Annotated in this window: 20 protein-coding genes, 2 tRNA genes and 1 pseudogene; 6 read left to right on the top strand and 17 right to left on the bottom strand. The window is 32.1% G+C overall.

What is annotated here, in order from left to right; genetic code table 11:
- Window positions 1-35 precede the first annotated feature (35 nt).
- The 6 genes from PF022_RS01250 to mltG all read right to left on the bottom strand — a co-directional run bounded on the left by PF022_RS01250 (window position 36) and on the right by mltG (window position 4,961).
- On the bottom strand, window positions 36-587 hold the full coding sequence (locus tag PF022_RS01250; RefSeq protein ID WP_271021090.1) for a 2-oxoacid:acceptor oxidoreductase family protein: 552 nt from the start codon (window positions 585-587) through the stop codon (window positions 36-38).
- Complete coding sequence (locus PF022_RS01245) at window positions 584-1,417, bottom strand: 2-oxoglutarate ferredoxin oxidoreductase subunit beta (protein WP_271021091.1); 834 nt, start codon at window positions 1,415-1,417, stop codon at window positions 584-586. Before PF022_RS01245 ends, PF022_RS01250 begins: the two co-directional genes overlap by 4 nt.
- A gap of 1 nt (window position 1,418) precedes the next feature.
- Window positions 1,419-2,540: a 2-oxoglutarate synthase subunit alpha gene (locus PF022_RS01240; RefSeq protein ID WP_271022518.1), complete on the bottom strand. Its 1,122-nt coding sequence runs from the start codon at window positions 2,538-2,540 to the stop codon at window positions 1,419-1,421.
- A gap of 10 nt (window positions 2,541-2,550) precedes the next feature.
- Window positions 2,551-2,862, bottom strand: coding sequence for a 4Fe-4S dicluster domain-containing protein (locus PF022_RS01235; RefSeq protein ID WP_271021093.1), 312 nt, complete (start codon window positions 2,860-2,862; stop codon window positions 2,551-2,553).
- Between the two features lie 74 nt (window positions 2,863-2,936).
- Window positions 2,937-3,881: a malate dehydrogenase gene (locus PF022_RS01230; protein ID WP_271022516.1), complete on the bottom strand. Its 945-nt coding sequence runs from the start codon at window positions 3,879-3,881 to the stop codon at window positions 2,937-2,939.
- Between the two features lie 129 nt (window positions 3,882-4,010).
- The gene (gene mltG, locus PF022_RS01225; RefSeq protein ID WP_271021095.1) at window positions 4,011-4,961 is read right to left on the bottom strand and encodes an endolytic transglycosylase MltG; all 951 of its coding nucleotides are present in this window, start codon (window positions 4,959-4,961) and stop codon (window positions 4,011-4,013) included.
- Between mltG and PF022_RS01220 the strand changes: the two genes are divergently transcribed.
- Together PF022_RS01220 and nth are read left to right on the top strand one after the other, a co-directional pair.
- Window positions 4,894-7,482, top strand: coding sequence for a YhdP family protein (locus PF022_RS01220; protein WP_271022514.1), 2,589 nt, complete (start codon window positions 4,894-4,896; stop codon window positions 7,480-7,482). The genes mltG and PF022_RS01220 overlap by 68 nt on opposite strands.
- A gap of 9 nt (window positions 7,483-7,491) precedes the next feature.
- Window positions 7,492-8,139, top strand: a complete 648-nt coding sequence (gene nth, locus PF022_RS01215) for an endonuclease III (protein WP_271022512.1) — start codon at window positions 7,492-7,494, stop codon at window positions 8,137-8,139.
- Here the strand turns inward: nth and PF022_RS08875 are convergent.
- The 9 genes and pseudogenes from PF022_RS08875 to rpsT all read right to left on the bottom strand — a co-directional run bounded on the left by PF022_RS08875 (window position 8,136) and on the right by rpsT (window position 14,836).
- Entirely contained in the window at window positions 8,136-8,672 is a 537-nt protein-coding gene (locus PF022_RS08875; protein ID WP_442908568.1) for a methyl-accepting chemotaxis protein, read from the bottom strand. The genes nth and PF022_RS08875 overlap by 4 nt on opposite strands.
- 600 nt (window positions 8,673-9,272) lie before the next feature.
- A pseudogene (locus PF022_RS08870) lies at window positions 9,273-10,103 on the bottom strand (Cache 3/Cache 2 fusion domain-containing protein); the annotation flags it as partial.
- A 167-nt stretch (window positions 10,104-10,270) separates the two neighbouring features.
- A complete protein-coding gene (locus PF022_RS01205) occupies window positions 10,271-11,083 on the bottom strand; it encodes a cysteine ABC transporter substrate-binding protein (protein ID WP_271022509.1) in 813 nt (270 codons plus the stop codon).
- 89 nt (window positions 11,084-11,172) lie between these two features.
- Entirely contained in the window at window positions 11,173-11,934 is a 762-nt protein-coding gene (locus tag PF022_RS01200) for an amino acid ABC transporter ATP-binding protein (protein ID WP_271021100.1), read from the bottom strand.
- A 9-nt stretch (window positions 11,935-11,943) separates the two neighbouring features.
- Window positions 11,944-12,597, bottom strand: coding sequence for an amino acid ABC transporter permease (locus PF022_RS01195; protein WP_271021101.1), 654 nt, complete (start codon window positions 12,595-12,597; stop codon window positions 11,944-11,946).
- Window positions 12,598-12,599: 2 nt separating this feature from the next.
- A complete protein-coding gene (locus PF022_RS01190) occupies window positions 12,600-13,235 on the bottom strand; it encodes an amino acid ABC transporter permease (protein ID WP_271021481.1) in 636 nt (211 codons plus the stop codon).
- A gap of 92 nt (window positions 13,236-13,327) precedes the next feature.
- Window positions 13,328-13,418: transfer RNA gene (locus PF022_RS01185), tRNA-Ser, on the bottom strand.
- A 55-nt stretch (window positions 13,419-13,473) separates the two neighbouring features.
- The gene (gene prfA / locus PF022_RS01180) at window positions 13,474-14,544 is read right to left on the bottom strand and encodes a peptide chain release factor 1 (protein WP_271021102.1); all 1,071 of its coding nucleotides are present in this window, start codon (window positions 14,542-14,544) and stop codon (window positions 13,474-13,476) included.
- A 16-nt stretch (window positions 14,545-14,560) separates the two neighbouring features.
- Entirely contained in the window at window positions 14,561-14,836 is a 276-nt protein-coding gene (rpsT, locus tag PF022_RS01175; RefSeq protein WP_271021103.1) for a 30S ribosomal protein S20, read from the bottom strand.
- Window positions 14,837-14,908: 72 nt separating this feature from the next.
- Here rpsT and glmM point away from each other — a divergent pair, with 72 nt between their 5' ends.
- From glmM to lepA, 4 genes are all read left to right on the top strand, one after another.
- A complete protein-coding gene (gene glmM, locus PF022_RS01170) occupies window positions 14,909-16,246 on the top strand; it encodes a phosphoglucosamine mutase (RefSeq protein ID WP_271021104.1) in 1,338 nt (445 codons plus the stop codon).
- Complete coding sequence (gene lspA / locus PF022_RS01165; protein ID WP_271022507.1) at window positions 16,243-16,692, top strand: signal peptidase II; 450 nt, start codon at window positions 16,243-16,245, stop codon at window positions 16,690-16,692. Before glmM ends, lspA begins: the two co-directional genes overlap by 4 nt.
- Window positions 16,693-16,724: 32 nt before the next feature.
- Window positions 16,725-16,800, top strand: a tRNA-Val gene (locus PF022_RS01160).
- A gap of 38 nt (window positions 16,801-16,838) precedes the next feature.
- A complete protein-coding gene (gene lepA / locus PF022_RS01155; protein ID WP_271022505.1) occupies window positions 16,839-18,641 on the top strand; it encodes a translation elongation factor 4 in 1,803 nt (600 codons plus the stop codon).
- On the opposite strand, the gene PF022_RS01150 is transcribed toward lepA, so the two are convergent.
- The gene (locus PF022_RS01150; RefSeq protein ID WP_271021107.1) at window positions 18,638-19,363 is read right to left on the bottom strand and encodes a hypothetical protein; all 726 of its coding nucleotides are present in this window, start codon (window positions 19,361-19,363) and stop codon (window positions 18,638-18,640) included. The two genes, lepA and PF022_RS01150, sit on opposite strands and share 4 nt — an antisense overlap.
- Complete coding sequence (locus PF022_RS01145; protein WP_271022503.1) at window positions 19,360-19,926, bottom strand: YigZ family protein; 567 nt, start codon at window positions 19,924-19,926, stop codon at window positions 19,360-19,362. The genes PF022_RS01150 and PF022_RS01145 overlap by 4 nt, the downstream gene beginning before the upstream one ends.
- Between the last annotated feature and the right edge of the window lie 3 nt (window positions 19,927-19,929).

Below are 19,929 nucleotides of genomic sequence, written 5' to 3'. Positions count from 1 at the left end.
AATACACTGACATTAAGTATCACAAAAGCACAATTTTATGCTTTTGCTTCTTTTGCATATTTTTCACCCAATTCAAATGCCTTTTTGTTTAACTCAACAACTTTAGCAGGAACTTTGCTAATCATTGTCTCATATACCAAATCTCTATTTATACACTCTGTTAAAGTAACGGTAACAGCCAATGCCACAACTGATTGTGTAACCACATTCCCTACTTCTTCTTTTGCTATTGAAATAATAGGTATTGGATATATCTTGAATCTTTTTTTATCTTCTTCACTAGGAGTTACCAAATTTGGCTCTACTACAATTGTAGCCCCCTCTTTTAAGCCACTTTTGAACTGATCGTAGCTAATTTGTGCAGTTGATAGCATAAACTCTACTTCACCTTCATTTGCATAAGGATATAAGATTTCATTCTTATCAAGCAGTATATCAACCTTAGTAGGTCCTCCACGAACTTGAGAAGTATAAGTAGCAGCTTTAACCCCAAAGCCACCACTTCTTATCTGTGCTTCTGCTAAAATCTCCCCTGCTAGCAAAACACCCTGACCTCCAACGCCTGTAAAACGAAGTTGTCTTCTCATTTTGCACCCCCTTTTTTAGCTTGAGCTTTTTTCTGAACTTCACTATATGCCTTACAATACTCTATTTTATTAGTATCATGCACCAAAATTCCAGTAGGATATTTACCAACTCTCTCATCAAGGCTTAGCTCGTCATATTTCTTCTTAGAAACAATCATGTTCTCAATCCATGATAATGTATCTACTGCTTCACCCATTTTGTTTTTTCTACCTAAGTTTATATGACAATTACTAAACATATCAAAGAAACTAAAGCCTTCATGCGATAAGCCTTCCACTAATACTTTCTCCATTTTTTTAGGATCTAACACAGATTCTCTAGCGACAAAACTAGCTCCAGCAGCTTCAGCTAATTTAGCTGCATCAAATGTTGGGTCTATATTTCCATATTGAGCCGTTACAGTCCACATTCCTTTAGGAGTTGTAGGTGAAGTTTGAGAGTTTGTAAGCCCATAGATAAAGTTGTTAATTAAAATATAATTAATATCTATATTTCTCCTACAAGCATGAATCGTATGATTCCCACCAATTGCCAACCCATCTCCATCACCACCTACTACAATAACTTTCTTTGTTGGATTTGCAAGTTTGATTCCAGTTGCATAAGCAAGAGTTCTACCATGTGTAGTATGCACAGTATTGCAATTTACATAAGATGACACGCGACCACTACAGCCAATACCACTAACTAAACACACATCATTCATATCCCAACCAAGTTTATCTATGGCTCTAACTATAGCTTTTAAGATTACGCCATCACCACAACCCCAACACCAAAGTGTCGGCATTTTATCTACTCTTAAATATTCATCATAATTAAATGCCATATTACAACTCCTTAATCTTATTTATAACTTCAATTGGTGAGAGCGGACGACCATTAGCCTTAGCTAAAAGCGAAACTTCTTTTTTCATTGAGTGTTCAACTTCTTTTGCGAATTGTCCTTTATTTAACTCCGCTACAAGAATCTTGCTAAATCTAGCACCTAATTTTGCTAACTCCTCTTTTGGTGCTGGCCATATTGTAATAGGTCTAAACAAACCAACCTTAACACCCTCATCTCTCAATCTATCAACTGCCTCTTTAGTACTCCTTGAAGTAGAACCATAAGCAATTAGCAATATCTCTGCATCATCTAATTTATATTCCTCATAAGAGATTATTTCATTTTTCTTGCTAAGAATCTTGTTAAATAATCTATCTATTAGCTTTTGAGAAAGAACAGCATCTTCTGTAGGGAATCCAGTAGGTCCATGATGAAGCCCTGTTATATGGTATCTATAACCTTTAAAGAATGGATTTAAAATAGCTGGTTCATCATCTGGCACATCATAAGGTTTATAAGAACTTGCATCTCCACTATAAACTCTTCTATTTATAATTTGTAGCTCATTTACATCTGGAACTATAGCCTTTCCATGCATATGACCTAAAGTCTCATCAAGTAGCAAAAATACAGGCGTCATAAACTTTTCTGCTAAATTAAACGCTCTAATTGTCTCTGTATATGCCTCTTCTAAGCTACCTGGACACAATGCTATTGATTGATAATCACCATGAGTTGGGTGTGCAACTTGTGCTATATCTCCTTGTGCTACCCTTGTTGGAAGCCCAGTTGAAGGTCCTCCCCTCATAACATTAACAATAACAAGAGGAATCTCTGCCATAAAGCTAAGTCCTATTTGTTCTGCTTTTAGTGATATTCCGGGACCTGAAGTAGCAGTCATAGATTTTACACCACTCATTGAAGCACCTAATGCAACAGAGATTCCACCTATTTCATCTTCCATTTGGATAAAGCTACCATTCTCCCTAGGCAATAGCACACTCATTTCATGTGCCACTTCACTTGAAGGAGTAATTGGATAACCACCAAAAAACCTACAGCCAGCATCAATTGCAGCATGTGCAACCAATTCATTTCCATTTGATATAAACTCTCTACTCATAAAACCTCCCTTATAAAGCCATATAGCCATTCTCTTTAATGGCTTGTGCTCTTTGCTTAGATTCGTCTGTTAGCTTTGCAAACTTATATTCTTTTCTATCTGCAACAGCAATGGCAAAATCAGGACAATGCAACTCACAATCTTGACAACCAATGCAACTTTCAGGATTAATGACTTTAGCCATTTTTCCTAAGACCTTATGTTCATCAAACTTCATAGCTAAAGTGCCACTAGGACATACAGAAACACATAAATCACATGCTTTACAGCGATCCTCATTTATCCAAACTGGTGTATTTTCTGGTGCTTTTAACAATCCCATTTCTTTCTCCTTTTAGAATTTATTTTAAAAACGATAAAATATTTAGTTTTAACCAATGCACTCCTTTTGGAAGACTATTTAAAATAATTGCTATTTAATTCATCAATTAGAGTTTTTACAGAATTTACTGAATTTGCAAATTGACTACTTTCTTTTTCATTTAGAGTTAATTCAACAATTCTCTCAACCCCATTCCTACCTAGCTCAACTGGCACACCTGCAACAACATCTCTATATCCATACTCGCCATTTAAATACACCGCACTTGGCAGAATCTTATGACTATCACTCATAATTGCAATTACCATCTCTGCAGTAGCTCTAGCAGGTGCAAAATATGCAGAGCCTTTCTTTAGGCATGATACTATCTCAGCTCCTGCATTTCTAGTTCGAAGCACTACTTCTTCTATTTCTTGCTCACTTAGTAACTCGCTTAGCGGAACACCATTAACGCTACTAAATCTAGCTAGTGGCACCATATCATCTCCATGACCACCCATAACTGGTGCTACAATTTGCCCTGGGGCACATTGTAACTTCTCATATATAAAACTAGCCATTCTTGCACTATCTAGCACACCAGCCATTCCAAGTATTTGATTGTTTTTAAATCCGGTCTCTTTTAATGCAGTATATACCATTGCATCAAGCGGATTTGTTACTAAAAGCAAAATAGATTCAGGGGAATTTTCTTTAATATCTTTGCATATTTCGCTTATTACCTTAGCATTTGCAAATAATAAATCATTTCTGCTCATGCCCGGCAATCTAGGAGAACCAGCAGCAATAACAATTAAATCACAGCCTTTAAGATCTTTTGGATTTGTGATAACTCCAAGCTTTGTAAATTTTGTCCCAATACAAGAAGCCTGAAACATATCAAGCAACATACCTCTAGCTCTATCTTTATCCTTATCTTGCAAAACTATTTCATAAGGTGTGCTTGATGATAAGATAAATGCAAGAGTAGAACCAACATGCCCAGCACCAATAATACCAACCTTTTTAACTCTTTCCATATGTTTTCCTTGACATAGCAAGTCAAAAATATCTCAAAAAATTAAAGATATTTTTAACTTCTTATGAGATATTTTCGATTATTTTTTCTTAAATAAGTCTTAGATTCACATAAAAAATTAAATTCATATCTATTTATCGAAATTATTAATGTGTTCTTTATAAGTTTTTGAGAAAGAATGAACACCTTGTTTGTTTCTTACAAAATACAAATAATCCACATTTGCCGGAAAAATGGCTGATAAGATAGCTTTGAAGCTAACACTGCCAACAGGTGCTTCTGGGATTCCTTCTTTTTTATATGTGTTATATGGGCTTGTGTCATTTTGTATCATTTTAGGAGTTACCTTAGTGTGAGAGTATTTGCCATAATTCAAAGTCCCGTCCATCTGTAATTTCATTTTTAATTTCAATCTATTATGTATCACAGCAGAGACAAGTGGCATCTCCTCTTCGTTTGCAGATTCTTTTTGGATAATAGAGGCTATAGTTACATACCTAAACCACTGCTTTTCATCATACTCTCCTAGAAATTTGATAGCCCATTTTCTATGTTCTTTTAGCGAATTATTTACCAAATAATACATAAGATGATTTTCGCTTATGCCTTTTGGTATTTTATATGTATCTGCAAGTATTACACCATCGATATATGGAGCATATTTATAATATGCGATATATAATTTCTCTTCATTTAGATTCATTTGCTTTGCTATATCTTTTATAAAAAAATACAAAGTCTCTCCCGGAATTAGCTTTATATCTTCTAAGGCAGCTTTAGCACTCGTTAATGAATATAAAAAATCTCCCTTACTAAGCCTTGTTTTTTTAATATCAAGCCAACCACTTTGAGGATAACCAAAAATTCGCAATAAATATTTATCTATATAGGTAAGATCGAAATTATTTTTCTTAAGGTATGTTATAATCTCATTAATACCGCCTTGAGGTATATAGACAACCTTACTAGAGCTCATAGGCGTTTGTAGATAAAAACATAAAGCAATTAACAAAATGAAAAAAACATCTGTAAGATTACTAAAAATATTTATATTTTTTACTCTCTTATCATCTATACTCATATCGTTTTATATTGTCCTTTATAATGGTATTGCAATTGATAGATTCAACATCAATGGAATCAAAATTAGCGGATTTTATCTAAGCTTAGATAAAAAATTAATTTTAAAAATAAATGACATAGATTTTACGCAAAGCAAAAAAGATTCTGATTTTGACTTAAAATCAAACTTACATCATATAAAAAACATACATCTAACATTACAATATTTCCAGCAAATAGAAATAAATACAATTTCGTTTGAGAATTACAAGGCTAAACTCGCATATGATGGAGAGAACTTTTCTTTAGATTCAAATTTGCTATACACAAAAGCAAAACTGCAAGAACAAAACTCAAAAATAAAAATCTTTGTTGAAGATTTCTTTATAAAGCCATATGCAATATACTATCAAGCAAATGGAGAATATGACATAAATAGCAAAATCCTAAATACCAATGGAACTCTAAAGTTTTGGGATAAAGATAACAATAAAGAATTCATAACAATAAACCTAGATATAAATAGTGACTTAGAAAACATCACACTAAAAGGAAATAGTAGCGAATTTAAAGACATAAAGTTTTTACGCAACATACTTCCAACTGCAAAAGACAAACTCGTAGATTCATGGATTTATGATAATTACCAAGTAAAAGACGCCATAATACAAGACTTCTATATAAATATACCACTAAAGAGCAAAAATATAATTCAAGAATCCATAGATAGCCTATACATAATAGGTGAAGCAAGAAATGCAGAAGTAAAGTTCCACGAATCTCTACAAACAATAAATGCACAATCAGTAAAACTAATCTTCCAAAATCACAACTTAGAGTTCTACCCCAAAAATGCAACATACAAAAACCATGCACTTGAAGATTCAAGCGTGATACTTGAAGACCTTTCACACCTAGATAGACCAACATTGCTAAAAATAAACATAAATGCAAACACAAAGCTAGATTCTGAAATAATCTCTCTACTACAAGCATATGAGATAAACTTACCAATAATTGCAAAACACTCAAACATAAAATCAAATTTACACCTATATATAAACTTAAAAAATCACAAAGTGCTTACTAATGGGATCTTTAAAACAGCAGACAATGAAATTCTAATAAACAATATACCAATACAAACAAAAACCGCCGAAATACAACTAGACAATAATATAGTAACAACACACATAAAAGAAGCAAAATACAAAGATATGCTAAATGCTAATGCTAATTTTACAATAGAACTAGACAATAAAATAATAAGTGGTGAACTTGAAGTAATAGAATCCACACTCTCACAAGAAAACAAAGATATATTATTAATACAAAATAGCAACATACCATTTAATATAGACTTTAACGACAGCTTAATTTTAAACCTACCAACATTACAAATTACAGGTATCTTTGGAGATTTGGAATCTAAAATAACACTAAATTCACTAGAAAACCTAAAACATTTTTCAAAAATTCTAAATGATTATAAAGTAACAAGCGGTAATGCACAAATAATAACAAAAGATTTTATAGAATATCACGCAGTCTTTGATTTGCAAACACAACAAGAAATCCTACTAGACAAACAAAATAAAGCACCAATCCAAACAACACAACTATCTCTATCATATACACCAACAAAATACACAATAAGATCAAGCGATAGCAAGCTAAGAATAGTAGGCACAAAAGAAAGCCAAGAAATAAATCTGCACAATGCAATTTTAAATGCAAACAAAAGCACACTAGCAAATGATAGTAACAATCAAACAAATATAATTATAAAAGGCACAAACGCAGATATAATCGTAAATGATGATTTTTATCTACTTAGCGATAACTTTAATATATCAATAAATAATGGGCTAATAGTAGCAAACTTGCAACACAAAAATGGTGTGCTAAACCTAAAGAAAAAAGATGAATACCTAATGATAAAGGCTTCTGAATTTGGTGATGACTTCTTAAATACTTTAGGAAACAAAAAGATATTTCATAATGGTAGATTCTACCTTGAGGCAAATACAGATGATAATGGCGTTATCATCGGTGAATTTAGCCTTGCAAGCACCTCTATAAACAATCTTGCAACCTTGCATAATATTTTTACCTTTATAGATTCTGTGCCTTCTTTGCTATCTCTTAAAATGCCGGGCTTTAATGATAAAGGATACTATGTAGAGAGTGGCAAGGTAAAATTCGGTATAGACAAAGAATATGTAGCAATTGAATCTCTAAACTTCAATGGTTCATCTATGGATATAAAAGGTAAAGGAATAGTTGCACTAAATGATAAAAGCATAGATTTTCATGCTCAACTAATCACTGCTAAAAATTTAAGTGGGATAATAAACAAGATTCCGGGGGTAAATTATATATTATTAGGAGAAGATGGAAATATATCAACAAGCTTCAGAATCGGAGGCACAATAGGAGATCCAAAAATCCATACCCAAGCCACACAAGATGCACTAATAGCCCCATTTAATATTCTAAAAAGAACTATAACAAGCCCATTTGATATATTTAAAAAATAAGGCATAAACATGGAAAAACTACCAAAAAAAGCAACCAAAAAAGAAATAAATGAAATAAAAGAAGTATTCCTGAAAAACTACAAAGAAGCAAAAACCGAATTACAATACAAAAACGACTATGAACTACTAATTGCCGTAATGCTATCAGCCCAATGCACAGATAAAAGGGTAAATATAATAACTCCAGCATTATTTGCAGAATACCCAGATATAAAAGCACTAAAAAAAGCAAACCTAGAAGACATAAAAGAACTAATAAAAACCTGCTCTTTTTTTAATAATAAAGCTAAGAATCTTCTAGCAATGGCAAATGAAGTTTATAAAAAACATAACGGAGAAATACCACTAGACAGGGACAAACTAAAAGACTTGCCCGGAGTTGGTCAAAAGACTGCAAATGTTGTGTTAATAGAATCTAAAGGTGCAAATTATATAGCAGTTGATACACATGTCTTTCGCGTATCTCATAGGCTTGGGCTAAGTAGGGCACAAACACCTCTAAAAACAGAAGAAGACTTATCAAAAATTTTTAAGGATAATTTAGGAATCTTACATCAAGCAATGGTTCTATTTGGTAGATATATATGTAAGGCTATAAACCCAAAATGCAATGAATGCTTCTTAAACCACATTTGCAAAAGCAAGAGAAAAATCTAAATTAGATTCTTCCTTGCATCTTCGCTAATACCAATTGATATACTCTTTAAATCTTCGCTAATCTCATGAGAATTATGTGCAATATCAACATTTTCTCTAGTTACACACTCTAGCGAACTTACAGATTCATTAATTTGAGAGATTCCACTTGATTGCTCTCTTATTGATTCTGCTACCTCATTTATTCCTTGAACAAGCACATTTGTGTTTGCTTCTATCTCCCCTAGAGACTTTTGAGTTCTCTCTGCTAACTTTCTTACTTCATCTGCAACAACTGCAAATCCTCTACCATGTTCTCCTGCTCTTGCAGCTTCTATTGCAGCATTAAGTGCTAGTAGATTTGTTTGATCTGCTATATCTTTAATTACACCTACTATGTTTTTAATATCTTCTGCTTGTTTGGTTACTTCTAATGTTTTATCTGATACTCCACCAATTTGGCTACTAATCTCCTCTAAAATAGAGCTTGTTTGCGATAGTTGTGAAGCTTGAGAAGTCGCACCATCGGATATTTTTTGCACAGAATCTAGCATGCCAATTGATATATTTTTTAGCTTATCACTTGTATTAATCCTAGTATTAACCGTTCTTGCAATAGAATCTCTTAGAGTATTTAAAGATTCATAAAGACTTAAAATATCACCTTGCACTTCATTGGTATCAAGCTTATTTCTAAAGTCATTATTGGCATAGTTTTTCAATACTTCTAAAACGCTTCCGATATTGTTTTCAATATGAGTTAATGCATTATTAATTACATCTTTTAGTCTTATTAATCCGGGACTATGTGGCTCTGCTAATATTTTCGTATGTAAATATCCCTTCTCCAAAGATTCACTAACTTTTATAGCATCTTTTATTGTTTCTTCATCTTTTTCAAAACTATGGCTTATTTTTTTGATAGATACATTAAGACCATTTGCCATTTTTCCTAATTCATCTTCATAGCCATTATTTTTGATTAGATCTGGTCTATTTTGAGTTTCATAGTTTATATATGATAAAAATGTAAGCACAGACTTAGAAATAGATTCAAGACGATTTATTATAATACTCTTTATAGCTATAGATAAAGCAATTAAGACAAATATTAATAATACAATAATTCCAAACAAGATTACATTTTTTATATAATTTGTAGCACCAACAAAATCATCTTGTAAAGCCTCTACTAATACATACACATTTAATTGTTCATTATATATACTATATGTATTGTATTTCTTATTTTCAATATCGTATGTTATAGATGAATCTGAAGGTAAATTATTAAATATCTCAAACTCGCTAGGCTTTTTATTTGAATTTCCAGTAATAAACTTATCATATACTTTATCAACAATCAAAATTCTGCCATGCTCACCTATTTTGATATTTTCTATATCTTTTGTGAATAAATTATAAAGTGGTGATAGATCATATGCTACAAATAAGATTCCTATAACAATTCCTTTAGAATCTATAATTGGTTTGTAACTTGACATATATTCTTTACCAAATAGCAAAACCCTCCCATAAAATGTCTGCTTATTATTTACAACACTAAATGCAGGGTGGCTTGTGCCAAGATTAGTTCCTATTACCCTATTTCCTTTTGTATCCCTTAAGGATGTAGAAATCCTCACAAAATCTCCATCATCACTCTTTACAAAAATAGTAGCAACACCAGCTATCAAAGTAGAAAATCTATCCACAACACCTATACTGCCAGCTAATGCATGTCCATTATAATAAAGATTCCTTACTTCTTTGCTTCCCACATAAGTAGTATCACTTTTATCACCCAAAGTATAACTTCCGGTATGATATGTTCCAAAATTTTGTGATATTACTTCCTCAAATACATTATTAGCAGATTTTGTTTCACTAATTATTTGGTTTGAAAAAACTTGAAAACTCTTATTTGTTATTTGTGCTATTTGATTTAACCTTTGATTTAATAAGTCATCAGAATAATTACTCATAAGATTGTTTATAAAAAATAAAAAAGGTATAAGAAAAATTGCAAATACGCTAATTTGAATTATAAAAAACTTATTATTTAATGAAATCTTCTTCCACATTCAATAAAACCTTTGATAAAAAATATTTTTAAAAATTAAAAGCAATCAAAATGCAAAAAGCATTTTGATTATTTAGCAAATAAGACGGATTCTAGATTTGAATCCCCATATATATCAGAGAGTGTATTTTTATAAGCTTCTTTCATAAAACCATTACTATTCAATGTTTCTATTTCTTTATTTAGCCATTCTAGTAGTTTTGTATCACCTTTCTTAACAGCAGGAGCTATTACATCTTCATCACCAAGCCTACTTAAACCAACCTCAAATCCAGGATTCTCCTTAGCCCAAGCAAAAACAAGTAAATTATCATGTGCTAACGCTTCTGCTCTACCATCTTTTAATGCCAAGAAAGCTTCTGTGTTTTGGTCAAACTTAATAAGTTCGATTTCAGGGTAATTTTTAGTGAAATAAAAATCGGCCGTAGTGCCTTTATTTACTATTAGTTTTTTGCCTTTTAAGTCTTCTACGCTTTTTATATTTCCATCTTTAGAGACAATACCCAAAGCAACTTTCATATAAGGCGTAGCAAAATCAACAACTTCTTCTCTTTCTTTTGTTTTAGTAAAGTTAGCCATAATTATATCAACCTTACCACTCTTTAGAAATTCAACTCTATTTGCAGCCTCAACTAATTCAAACTTAACCTTGCTTGAATCTCCAAGCAAATCTTTTGCAATCTGCCTTGATACATATACATCAAAGCCGTCATTTTCACCATTTTTATTAACAAATCCAAAAGGAGGTTTATCGCTAAAAACACCTATGGTTACAACGCCTTTTGATTTTATAGCTTCCAAAGTATCGGTATTATCATTGCCACATGCAATAAAAAATAAGCCAATTACTGAAGCTAAAACAACACCTAATATCTTTTTCATAGCATTCCTTGATAACAATACTCTAAAATAATTCCACTTTAGGTCTAATCATTTTATATAATAAATATTAAATAAAAGTAAAATATTTGTTAAAACTCAAAAACACTTAAAAACTTTTTTGCCCTACTACTCTTTGGATTTACGAAAAATTCGGAAGGGGTAGCTATTTCTGCTATCTTTCCACTATCAAAAAATATTATTCTATCTGCTACATTTTGTGCAAATTTCATCTCATGTGTTACTAAAATCATAGTCATACCTTGTGTTACTAACTCTTTGATAACATCTAGCACTTCTTTTACCATTTCTGGATCTAGTGAGGCAGTAACTTCATCAAACAGCATAATCTCTGGCTTCATGCATAATGCTCTAACTATGGCTACCCTTTGTTTTTGACCACCACTAAGCTCTCGTGGCATAGAATCTTTTTTGTGTTTTAATCCAACTCTATCAAGCAATGCTATTGCATCTTTTATAGATTCATCTTTGTTACGATTTTGCACTTTTGTTGGTGCTAAAATTATATTATCCAATACACTTAAATGAGGAAAAAGTTCATAACTTTGAAATACCATACCTATTTTCTGACGTATTTCATTTAGTTTTACATTTTTACCACTTGTGCTATTTATTACTTTTCCATCAAAAATTATCTCGCCACCATCTATTTTCTCAAGCCCATTAATACATCTTAAAAATGTGCTCTTACCGCATCCACTAGGTCCCAAAATAGCACATACTTCACCCTTTTTTACCTCTAAAGATATATCATCTAAGATTAAATTATTACCAAATTTTTTTACTATACTTCTAGCTTCAAGCAATATTTTATTTTCAAAATGATTCGACACCTAAATTCCTTATATATATTTTTTTTCTAAATATTTACTATAAATTGACAAAGGATAGCACAAAATAAAATAAATAAAAAAGATTCCACCATATATCCAAAAACTAGCTTGTGGATAGCTAAGCAAATTAACTTCAATTATCTGTTGTCCTACTTTCAGCATATCACTTACACCTATTAGAGCAGCCAAAGAAGTTGTTTTTATCATTCTAGTAAATAAATTCACAAGTGATGGCATAAGCCTTTTAATACTCTGTGGCAGTATTATAAATATTTGTATTTGCATCTCGCTTAAGCCTAATGCTCTACCACTCTCACTTTGATGCTTTGGCAGACTTGATATAGCACCTCTTACCAAATCACCCATCTCGGCAATTCCCCAAAGACTAAAAACTAAAATACAAGACATAATTCCACTTAGATTTAAAAAAGATGAAAAACCAAAATAAACTATAAACAGCCAAGCAAGTATTGGGATTATTCTTATAGATTCCAAATAAATTCTACATATAAAGTTGATTAGGCAAATCTTTAGTGTCATCAAATACCCTAAAATAAACCCAAAAATAATTGAAAAAAATATCGCAATAAAAGCTATTTGAAATGTTACAAAAACGCCCTCTAAGATTCTTGCGATATTTTGAGTATCAAATAAAATTTCCATAATTAACCTATTATTCTTTTATATCGTTTCTCAAGCCAATAAAACAAAAAAGATAAAGGCAACAATACCACCAAATAGCACATAACAAGTAACAACAAAGTCTCATTTGTTTTATAATAGCTACCTATTAGATCTTTTGTTACATACAATACATCAGCAAGTGCTATTGCACTAACTACTGAAGTTTCTTTTAGTAAAAATATTGCATTTGCACCAATGTATGGCAGACTAACAACCAAACTTTGTGGCAAAATTATATAAAAAATCAATGATATTTCACCAAAACCCAAGCTTCGCCCAGATTCTATTTGGACTTTTCCTACTGATTCTAATCCTGCTCTAAAAGCCTCTGCCATATAACTACCACCCAAAAATACAACCCCAATTAAAGCACATGTATAACTCCCTAACTTAAAACCTATCTGCGATAAGCCATAATATAAAAAAAATAGTTGAATAAGTAGTGGGGTATTCCTTGAAAGTTCAATATATATTGAAGCAATAATATCTAGAATACGAATCTTATAAAACTGAATTAAAGCTATAAAAAATCCAAGAATTATGGAAAACAAAATACCAAAAAATGATAAATGTAATGTCAAATAAAGCGCCTTTGCAAATACTGGTAAGGAACGCATAATAAAATCAAAATCCAACAAAATACCTTTAAAAATTTTATTTATTATACAAAAAACTTAAAATAAGTAAATAAGACTATATTGAGAAATAGTGGCGGACAGAGAGAGATTCGAACTCTCGGTAATCTTGCGACTACGCATCCTTAGCAGGGATGTGGTTTCAGCCAACTCACCCATCTGTCCTTGTAAAAAAGAAGTGGAAATTATAAATAAAAATTCTTAAAAAGTTCCTTAAACCTTAAGAATCTTCATTATTTCGCAATGCTTCAGCTTGAAAATATGCGACAATTGGATTTATAACTGCATCAAAATTACCGTCTAGCATAATTTCTTCCAAGCTATACAATGTAAGCCCTACTCTATGGTCTGTGAGACGATTTTGCGGATAATTATATGTCCTTATTCTCTCACTTCTATCACCACTACCTACTTGTGATTTTCTGGCTTCTGCATTTTGTTGCATTTGTGCTTCTAATTCAGCTTCATAAATTCTTGCTTTTAATATCTTTAGAGCCTTATCTTTATTTTTGTGTTGAGATTTTTCATCTTGCATTGACACACTTATGCCGGTTGGTATATGGGTGATTCTAACTGCAGAATCTGTAGTATTGACACACTGACCACCATGACCACCTGCTCTAAAAACCTCTACCCTTAAATCATTTTGATTGATATCAACTTCCACATCATCAACTTCAGGCATTATAGCCACACTAATAGCAGAAGTATGAATCCGCCCTTGAGATTCTGTCTCTGGCACTCTTTGCACCCTATGAATCCCACCTTCATACTTAAGCCTAGAATAAACACCCTTACCCTTTATCAATACTATAATTTCCTTGTATCCACCAACATTATTTTCATTAGAACTTATAATCTCGCATTTCCAACCTTTAGATTCTGCATATCTTACATAGGCTTTAAATAAATCACCTACAAAAATACCAGCCTCATCACCACCAGTACCAGCTCTAAGCTCTAAATATATATTTTTGTCATCATTTGGATTTTTTGGAAGTAAGAGTAGTTTTATTTCTTCTTCTAGAATCTTATTTTCACTTTCTGCTTCTTTTATCTCTTCCTTTGCTAACTCACCAAGCTCTTTATCATCTAGCAAAGCCTTATTGTCATCTATACTCTGCAAGTTGCCTAGATATTTTCTAGCTTTGCAAACCAACTCTTCTAAAGAGCTTTGCTCCTTGCTTAACTCTGTTATCTTTTTCACATCATTTAGAATTTCAGGCTTAAGCAATAAAGAGCTTATCTCATCATAACGAGAAATAAAAGGTTGTAATTTGCTTGCTAACATTATTTATTGCTACGGCTTACTTGCTAGATAATGCTATTTTCTTAACTGCTACATTTAGTCTGCTAACTTTTCTTGCAGCTGTATTTTTTGTAAGTATCCCCTTGCTTACATAGCTATGGAAAGATTTATTGATATTTTTTAGTAATTCTTGTGCTTTTGACACATCATTTGCTAATACAGCTTCATTTAAAGCTCTAGTCATATTTTTAATTCTTGTTTTGTAGTAACGATTTCTTTCTGTTCTTTTAATGGTTTGTCTAATGCGTTTTTCTGCTGATTTATGATTTGCCATAAGAGTGTTAATCCTTTTTAAAAAAATTTAAGATAACATTATACTTTATTTTTCATTAAAGGCAAATAAACTATGAAACTTTTTGGAACTGATGGAGTAAGAGGAGAAGCAGGTGCAAAACTTAGTGCATTTTGTGCATTGAAGCTAGGGATTGCAGCAGGAATCTATTATAAAGAACACTCAAAAACAAATAGGATTCTAGTTGGCAAAGATACAAGAAGAAGCGGTTATATGCTAGAAAATGCCCTAGTTAGCGGACTTACTTCAGTTGGGTATCAAGTCATACAAATAGGTCCAATGCCAACACCAGCAATAGCATACTTGACAGAAGACATGCGATGCGATGGTGGCATTATGGTTAGTGCTAGTCATAATCCATTTGCTGATAATGGGATTAAGTTTTTTGATAGAAATGGATATAAACTAGACGAAAAAGACGAAGAAATAATAGAAAAAATCTACTTTGATGAATTTCAACTAGAAAATGCACAAAAAAAAGGTAAAGAAATAGGCTCCAGCAAAAGGATAGATGATGTTGTTGGAAGATATATTGTGCATATTAAAAATTCATTTCCAAAGAATCTCTCACTACATGGAATAAGGGTTGTCCTAGATTGTGCCAATGGTGCTGCATACAAAGTTGCTCCAACTATTTTTGATGAACTTGGTGCTGAAGTATTTGTGATAAACGATGAACCAAATGGCTTTAATATAAACGAAAACTGCGGTGCTACACAACCATTAGCACTACAAGAAGAAGTAAAAAGGGTAAGGGCTGATATAGGTTTCGCATTTGATGGAGATGCTGATAGGCTTGTGGTGGTAAATGAAAAAGGTGAAGTAGTAGATGGAGATAAATTAATAGGGATCTTAGCACTAGCATTAAAGCAAAATAACATGCTTCAAGGAGATTCAATAGTAGCTACAATTATGAGTAATTACGCACTAGAAGAATTTTTAGCTAATAATGGCATAAAACTTATTCGCTCCAATGTAGGAGATAAATATGTCTTAGAAAATATGCTATCAAAAAAGCTAAACTTCGGAGGAGAACAAAGCGGACACATAATTTTTAGCGATTTTGCAAAGACAGGCGATGGGCTTGTTAGTGCATTACAAACCATAGCTTATGTGATTTCTAGCAAAAAAAGGGCTTCTTTGGCATTAGATTGTTTCAAGCTATATCCACAGATTCTAAAAAATATAAACATAAGCAAAAAACCAGAGCTATCATCAATTAGTGGGTATAGCAAACTACTAAAAGAAATTGAATCTAAAAAAATAAGACATCTAATAAGATATAGTGGCACAGAAAACAAACTGCGAATCTTACTTGAAGGCAAAGACCAAAAAGCACTAGAAGCAACAATTGCACAATGTGAAGAATTTTTTAAAGAAAAATTACAATGAAAAATATATTGCTATTTATAATTCCTCTTAGCTTGGTATTTGGAATCGACCAAGCTATAAAGTGGTTTTTTGTAATCAATAACTTTAATTACGATGGAAATATTATTTCTTTGGTGTTAGTATATAACAAAGGTGTAGCATTTTCTATGTTTGCATTCTTAGAAGAATGGCTAAAATATATCCAAGTAGCCTTATTAGTCGCAATATTTATATATTTTTGGAAGAATATAGAATCTTTTAAATCCTACATTATCCCCGCTGGAATAATATTTGGAGCTGGGATATCAAATGTTTTAGATAGATTTATTCATGGTGGTGTTGTAGATTATATTTTTTGGCATTATAAATTTGAATTTGCTATTTTTAACTTTGCAGATATCATGATAAATGTTGGCGTAGCTTGTATTATTATATACACACTACTTAAGAAAAATACAAAGACCTAATTGATATAATCACTACCTTAATTTCCAAATAAGGTCGCGTAGCTCAGTTGGTAGAGCACTACCTTGACATGGTAGTGGTCGCTGGTTCAAGTCCAGTCGTGGCCACCACTTTACAATCTATAACTTATAACTTTTAAAGGCAACATGTGAAAACTCCATTACAAAATATAAGAAACTTCTCAATAATAGCTCATATAGATCATGGCAAATCCACTCTTGCAGATTGTCTAATTCGAATGTGTGGAGCAATTTCTGATAGAGAAATGAGTAATCAAGTAATGGATACAATGGATATTGAAAAAGAAAGAGGAATTACGATTAAAGCACAAAGTGTGCGACTAAACTATGAATATGAGGGTGAAAAATATATACTAAATCTTATTGATACTCCAGGACATGTGGATTTTAGCTATGAAGTATCGCGTTCTCTTGCCTCATGCGAGGGTGCATTACTTGTAGTTGATGCATCTCAAGGAGTAGAAGCACAAACCATTGCAAATGTATATATCGCACTAGAAAATAACTTAGAAATTATCCCTGTGCTAAACAAAATAGACCTCCCCGCTGCTGCACCAGAACGCGTAAAAAGTGAGATAGAACAAACAATAGGACTAGATTGCACAAATGCTCTAGAAGTAAGTGCAAAGGCAAATATAGGTATTAAAGAATTGTTAGATACAATTGTTAAGCTAGTCCCACCACCAAACGGAGAGATTGAATTTCCAACTAAAGCTTTGATTTATGATTCATGGTTTGATAACTATCTTGGTGCTTTGGCTTTAGTTAGAGTAATTGATGGAAGCATTAAAGTTGGACAAAACATTTATATAATGGGAAGCAAAAAGAACCATGAAGTATTAGGATTACTCTACCCTCACCCACTAAAACAAGAAAAAACAAAAGAAATAAAAACTGGCGAAATAGGAATTGTAATTTTAGGACTTAAAAATGTAACGGATATTGCTGTTGGCGATACGATTACAGATTTTAAAAACAAGACAAAAGAGCCAATCTCTGGCTTTGAGCCTGCTAAGCCTTTTGTTTTTGCTGGAATCTATCCTATCGATACAGATAAATTTGAAGATTTAAGAGATGCATTAGATAAATTAAAGCTAAATGATTCAAGTCTAGCTTATGAGCCTGAAACTTCTGTCGCTCTAGGCTTTGGGTTTAGGATAGGATTCTTAGGGCTTTTACATATGGAGGTTATCAAAGAGAGGCTAGAGAGAGAATTTGGACTTGATTTAATAGCGACTGCACCAACGGTTGTTTATGAAGTTACACAAACAGATGGAAGCGTAGTATTTATCCAAAATCCAAGCGAACTCCCACCTGAACAAAAAATCGCTACCATCAAAGAACCCTATGTAAAAGCCACCATCATCGTTCCTAGCGAATTTCTAGGAAATATCATAACTCTTGTTAGCAAAAGAAGAGGGATTCAACAAAAAATGGAATACTTACAAGAAACAAGAGTGCTCTTAGAGTATCTAATCCCCACAAATGAAATTGTTATGGACTTTTATGATAAGCTAAAATCCTGCACAAAAGGCTATGCAAGCTTTGATTATGAGCCTTATGAATATAAAGTTGGTGAGCTTGTAAAGCTAGATATAAGAGTGGCAGGTGATATAGTCGATGCACTAAGTATTATTGTACCAAAAAGCAAAGCCTATGAAAAAGGCAAAGAGCTTGTAGAATCTATGAAAGAAATTATTCCAAGACAACTTTTTGAAGTAGCGATTCAAGCAAGTATAGGCAATAAGATCATAGCTAGAGAAACCGTAAAATCAATGGGCAAAAATGTAACTGCAAAATGCTATGGTGGAGATATCACAAGAAAAAGAAAGTTATTAGAAAAGCAAAAAGAAGGCAAAAAGAGAATGAAAGCAATCGGAAAGGTTGCATTACCACAAGAAGCATTTTTAGCAGTTTTAAAAATAGACTAGAATCTAATTTTATATCTAGCACCTATTTTATATGTATTTGTCTTATTATTTATGCTATTTTGCTCTCCCTGAACATAAGCAGTAAAATGCTTAAAAGGCACAAACTCATAACCATAATATATGGTATCCCCATTATTATCATCTGTTAGTTTTTCTCGAAAGAATACTTTGTGCAATGTATTTCCAAGTTTAAGTCTATTTTCCACCCCATAATATGTGCTCCATAGCCTAGTAGAGGCATCACGATCTAATGCTCCAAAAAACAAAAATTTATCCATATTACTTTCATATAATGTTATATACATAATAGCATTACCACCGATTGTTTGCACCTCATTAGAAATATTGGAATTTAAACTTAAATCAAAATCCACAATTGAAGTATATCTAGCAAAAAAATCATCTACATTATTGCTTACAACTGGAGAAAGCTTAGACAAACCAGTATTAAAAATATAATTACTAACAGATAATGTATCTACTTGCAATTTCTTAGAACTTCCTACTTCCTTTTTTCTTTCTACAAATGGAGATTCATAGACTGCTTTACTTTTCTCAATAGACATAAGTGGTAATGGTGCACCCAAAATACCCTCTAACGCCTTATAATCAGATAATGGGTTTCTTTGCTTTATATCTTTTTTTAGATATTTAGAAATATTGATTTCAGCAGAATAGATAAATGATAATAACAAAAAGAAAAATAAAAACAGCCTTTTCATATTGTAGCCTTTAAACTATCTAATACCTCTTTTTGACCTGCAATAGATACAATAACTCCTTTCTCTATGAAATTTCTATCAATAATAGTTGCTTCTATTTTTGAAGTTAAATATTCAAAATGCTTAACCTTTGCAAATGGAATAAAAAACTCAAAAATTTCATGCTTTACATATTTTTTAAGTAAATTCTCCTTTATCCCATTTAGTATAGGTTCTTTTGCACTTTGTGTGTATGCCTTGACAAGACCACCAGTCCCAAGCAATGTACCACCAAAATATCTAATACTTAGCACTCCACATTCTATAAGCTCATAACCACGAATCACCTTTAGCATTGGCATACCAGATGTACCCTTTGGCTCACCATCATCACTAAAGCTCTCTTCTATCTGACCTTCTTTATTAAACGATCTACTAGCAGTTACAAAATGAACAGCCTTTGGATGCTCATATCTTGATTTTGCTACAAAATCCTTAAAAGAATTAATAGGAATCAAAAATGAAATAAATTTGGAGCCTTTAAACTCATAATATCCGCCTATAATATTAATTGGTACAAGCATAAA

It is taken from the genome of Helicobacter sp. WB40 (assembly GCF_027859275.1).
GTDB lineage: Bacteria > Campylobacterota > Campylobacteria > Campylobacterales > Helicobacteraceae > Helicobacter_D > Helicobacter_D ibis.
This window is presented reverse-complemented; position numbering and strand designations above follow the sequence as displayed.